Genomic DNA, 3,694 nt, shown 5'->3' with positions numbered 1-3,694 from the left:
TGCAGGCGAGCGAGCCGCCGTCGCCGTCGACCGAGACGGTGCACTCGTGGCAGACGCCCATGCCGCACCAGAGGCCGCGACGGCCGCCTTCGATGTCCGCCCGCAGGCCGCGTACGCCGGCGGCGGTGAGCGCCGAGGCGATGGTGTCGGAGGCGGCCACGGGGATCTCCTGGCCCTCGAAGGTCAGGGATCCGGCCTCGTCGGGCGATCCGACACCGGGCGAGTTGACCCTCATGCGTGCTGCTCCGAAGCGCTCGAATGCTTGCGCCGGTAGGCCGCCCAGGTGACCGCCCACTGCTCCGGATCGTCGAGACCCGAGCCGTCGATCTGCGCGACGACCTGATTGTGCGGCGCGGTGCGCACCAGCTCGGGGTCGCGGCGCCCCTCGTCGAGCACGTGCGCGAGCACGTCGATCCATTCGTCGAGATCCTCCTTCGACCACATCTCGCCGGCTTCGGGGGTGAACGGCTCGGGGACGATCCAGGGCTCGTGCGCGAGCCAGTAGGCGTCGATGCCGAAGTCGGTCATCCGGTTCTGCACGTCGACCGTCGAGAGCCCGGTCTCGGCCGTGTACTCCTCGAGGGAGTAGCGGGTCATCTCGAGGCGCGGCAGCGCCTTCCCGGGGAACGACATGGTGACGCCGGGGATCCGCATGAGGCGCTTCTCCATGTAATTGTTCGCGAGCACCGAGATGTCGGCGGCCTCGCGCAACCCGTCGGTGCCCATGGCGCGCGTCCACGAGTACGCCTTGACCAGCTGCTGCACGTTGCCGATGAACTCGCGGACCCTTCCGACGCTCTGCGCCGGCTCGATCAGCTCGTAGCGATCGCCGTCCCGCACGACGCGGGGGCCGGGCAGGAACTCGGCGAGCTCCGCCGAGCAGCCGTACGCGCCGACCGAGGGGCCGTTGCCGCCCTTCGGCACGCCGAAGCTCTTGTGCAGCATGTACATGCAGGCGTCGAAGCCGAGATCCCGTGCGCGCAGGCGGGTCATCACGCCGTTGAAGTTGGCGTTGTCGTAGAAGCAGAGCCCGCCGACGGCGTGCACGGCGTCGATGAATTCCGTGATCCGCGGGTTGTAGATGCCCATGTCGTCGGGGTTGTTCAGCACCAGCGCCGCGGTGCGCGGGCCGATCGCGGCCTGCAGCGCCTCGAGCGACGGATAGCCCTCCTCCTCGACGGGCAGGGTGATCACCTCGAAGCCCGCGGCCTTCGCCGTAGCCGGGTTGCAGGGGTGCGCCTGCTGCGTCGTCACGATCTGGGTGCGCTGGGAGAGTTCGCCGCGCGAGGCGTGGTAGGCGCGCGTCACCACCGCGTTCAGGTAGGCCGCGTCGGCGCCGCCTCCCGGCTGGAAGCTGTAGGCGGACATGCCCGAGAGGTTGCACAGCTCCTGCTCGAGGTCGTGCACGATGCCCAGCAGCCCCTGATAAGTCGCGGGATCCTGCCGCGGGTGCACGGCCGCCACCTCGGGCCGTGCCGTGATCTGCTCGTTGACGGTCGGGTTGTGCTTCATCGTGCAGGTGCCGAAGAGGCTGATGCCGATCATGCCCATCGTCTGCTGAGACAGATGGGTGAAGTGACGGCGCACCTCGTATTCGGCGAGCTCGGGCAGATCGGCCTCCGCCGTGCGCCGCAGCGCAGCGGGGAAGGCGGATCCCTCGCGCGACGGCGCCCATGGGGCGGGAGGGACGACCCCGCGCCGGCCGGGCGCGCCCAGCTCGTAGACGATTCCCTCATCCCAGGATGCGGCGTGGTAGCGGCGGATCGCGCTCATCGGACGACCTCCTTCAGGGCGGCGAGCAGCTGTTCGACGTCCTCCTCGGCGATCACCTCGGTGACGCAGTAGAGCGCGCAGCCGTCGAGGGCCTCGTGGGTGCCGGTGAGATCGTGGCCCCCGAGGATGCCGTGCTCCAGCAGCGCCGCGTTGATCTCGGCGACGGAGCGGCCGGTGCCGCTGAAGTCGACGATGAACTCCTTGAAGATGCGGTCGCCGTAGCGCACCGAGACCCCGGGGAGCTCATCGATCAGCTCGGCCGTGCGCCGGGCGTTGGCGACGACCGTGTCGGCGAGCTCCCGGAATCCCGCCGGGCCGAGCAGCGACATGTAGACGGCTGCGCGGATCGCCCAGAGGTAGACGGAGTTGCCCGTCCAGTCGTTGCCGAGCTCGCGCGCGCCGTAGGAGCTCTGCCCGAAGAGCGTCATGCCGAAGGCGCGCTCGCCCTCCCGAGCGGTGGGGGCGAGACTCACCTGCAGCGTCGGGAACTGGCGCGCGTAACGCTCCTCGTCGCGCGAGGCGATGAATCCGCCGACGCCGCCGCCGGCGTTCAAGTGGATCCCGAGCGGTTGCAGCGAGCCGACGAGGATGTCGGCACCGAAGACCGCCGGGGAGGCCAGCCCGCCGAGCGAGATCGGATCGACCCCGATCACCGCTTCGGCACCGGCGTCGTGCGCGGAGGCGATGATCCGCTCGATCTCGTGCTCGATGACGCCCCAGGAGTTCGGTGTCTCGACGTAGACGGCGGCGACGCGATCGTCGAGCGCCTCGGTGAGCGCCGCGAGGGACACCGTACCCGTTTCAGGATCGATCGCGACCTCGCGCACGGTCAGGGCGCCCGGCATCTCCGCGTAGCCGCAGTAGGTGTCGATGACGAGGCGCCGTTCCCGATCGAGGTTCGCGGGCAGCACGACGACGTCCCGGCCGGTGAGGCGGGAGGCCATGCGAAGCGCGTGGCCGGCGGCCGTCGCCCAGCTGTAGATGGGCAGTCCGACGAACTCGAGTTCCAGCAGGGCGCCGAGCTGCGACGTGAATTCGAACCACGCCTGGTTGCGGCCGTGGTCGGAGCTCGGCGTGCCCCAGACGGAGGTCGAGATCTCGGGCCGCGCGACGATCTCGTCGCAGAGCGCGGGGACGTAGTGCTTCCAGTACCCGCCGCCGAGGAACGAGAGATGGCTCTCGGTCGAAACGCCGCCCCGGAGGCGCCCCTCGATCATCCGCCGGAGCGCGAACTCCGAGCGGATCCCCTCGCGGGGCTCGATCCGCTCGTCGGCGCGCTGCGCGGCCGGGATCTGCGTGAACAGCTCCTCGATGTCGTCGATGCCGACCGCGTCGATCAGCGCCTGTCTGCTGCCTGCGGCGGAGTTCGCCATATAGGGGTGCGCCGAACGGCTCATGTGCCCTCTCCTAACCTCGTCTGTTCTCTTCGAAATCCGTGCACGCGCCGCGATCAGGCGGCCGCGTCAATTACCCGCATGACGCTGCTCTGGCGAGCGCCCGTGCACACGCGTCGGTAGCCCTCGAGCGGGTGCGGCCGTCGGTCGCCGTCGCCCGTCGCCCGTCGGTCGTCGTCGACGTCGATGAGCAGCACCGGCGGGAACAGCCCGCCGATCTTCTCCTCGGCGGCGACGATGCTCACGCGGTCGGCACCGATCCGGCCGATCACCCGTGTGCTGATCTCCTGGTTGCCGCGCCCCAGGAGGAAGCCCTGGCCGCCCACGACTCCGAGCACGAGATGCGGCTCGGCGGCGTCGCGTGCGATCTCGTAGAGGCGAGCCTCGTCGACGTCGAGCTCGATGTCGCCCGACGGATGCCGCACGTCCACTCCGCGGAGCGTGGCCGCGAAGCCGAGCTCCGCGGCGAGGGCGCCGGTGGTGGTCCCGGGGCCCAGCACCCAGGTCGTGGCGTCGCCGGACGCGGC

At 70.4% G+C, this 3,694-nt stretch carries 4 protein-coding genes; all 4 read right to left on the bottom strand.

All coding sequences use genetic code 11. The features are described from left to right. The coding region (locus ACFPZL_RS11070) for a 2Fe-2S iron-sulfur cluster-binding protein (RefSeq protein ID WP_382335429.1) at positions 1–235 on the bottom strand (235 nt) is incomplete at its 3' end. Beyond that, positions 232–1,773, bottom strand: coding sequence for an aminomethyl-transferring glycine dehydrogenase subunit GcvPB (gcvPB, locus tag ACFPZL_RS11065; protein ID WP_218114515.1), 1,542 nt, complete (start codon positions 1,771–1,773; stop codon positions 232–234). The genes gcvPB and ACFPZL_RS11070, both read right to left, overlap by 4 nt. Further along, positions 1,770–3,170, bottom strand: coding sequence for an aminomethyl-transferring glycine dehydrogenase subunit GcvPA (gene gcvPA, locus ACFPZL_RS11060; RefSeq protein WP_218114516.1), 1,401 nt, complete (start codon positions 3,168–3,170; stop codon positions 1,770–1,772). The genes gcvPB and gcvPA overlap by 4 nt, the downstream gene beginning before the upstream one ends. Before the next feature lie 53 nt (positions 3,171–3,223). Beyond that, a partial coding sequence (locus tag ACFPZL_RS11055; RefSeq protein WP_382335427.1) for a hypothetical protein occupies positions 3,224–3,694 on the bottom strand: 471 nt, incomplete at its 5' end.

This window comes from Leucobacter soli (assembly GCF_042659205.1).
Lineage (GTDB): Bacteria > Actinomycetota > Actinomycetes > Actinomycetales > Microbacteriaceae > Leucobacter > Leucobacter soli.
This window is presented reverse-complemented; position numbering and strand designations above follow the sequence as displayed.

Excerpts from the sequence above, each read along its gene's own strand:
- gcvPB (WP_218114515.1), bottom strand. The coding sequence starts at position 1,773 with ATGAGCGCGATCCGCCGCTACCACGCCGCATCCTGGGATGAGGGAATC.
- gcvPA (WP_218114516.1), bottom strand. The coding sequence starts at position 3,170 with ATGAGCCGTTCGGCGCACCCCTATATGGCGAACTCCGCCGCAGGCAGC.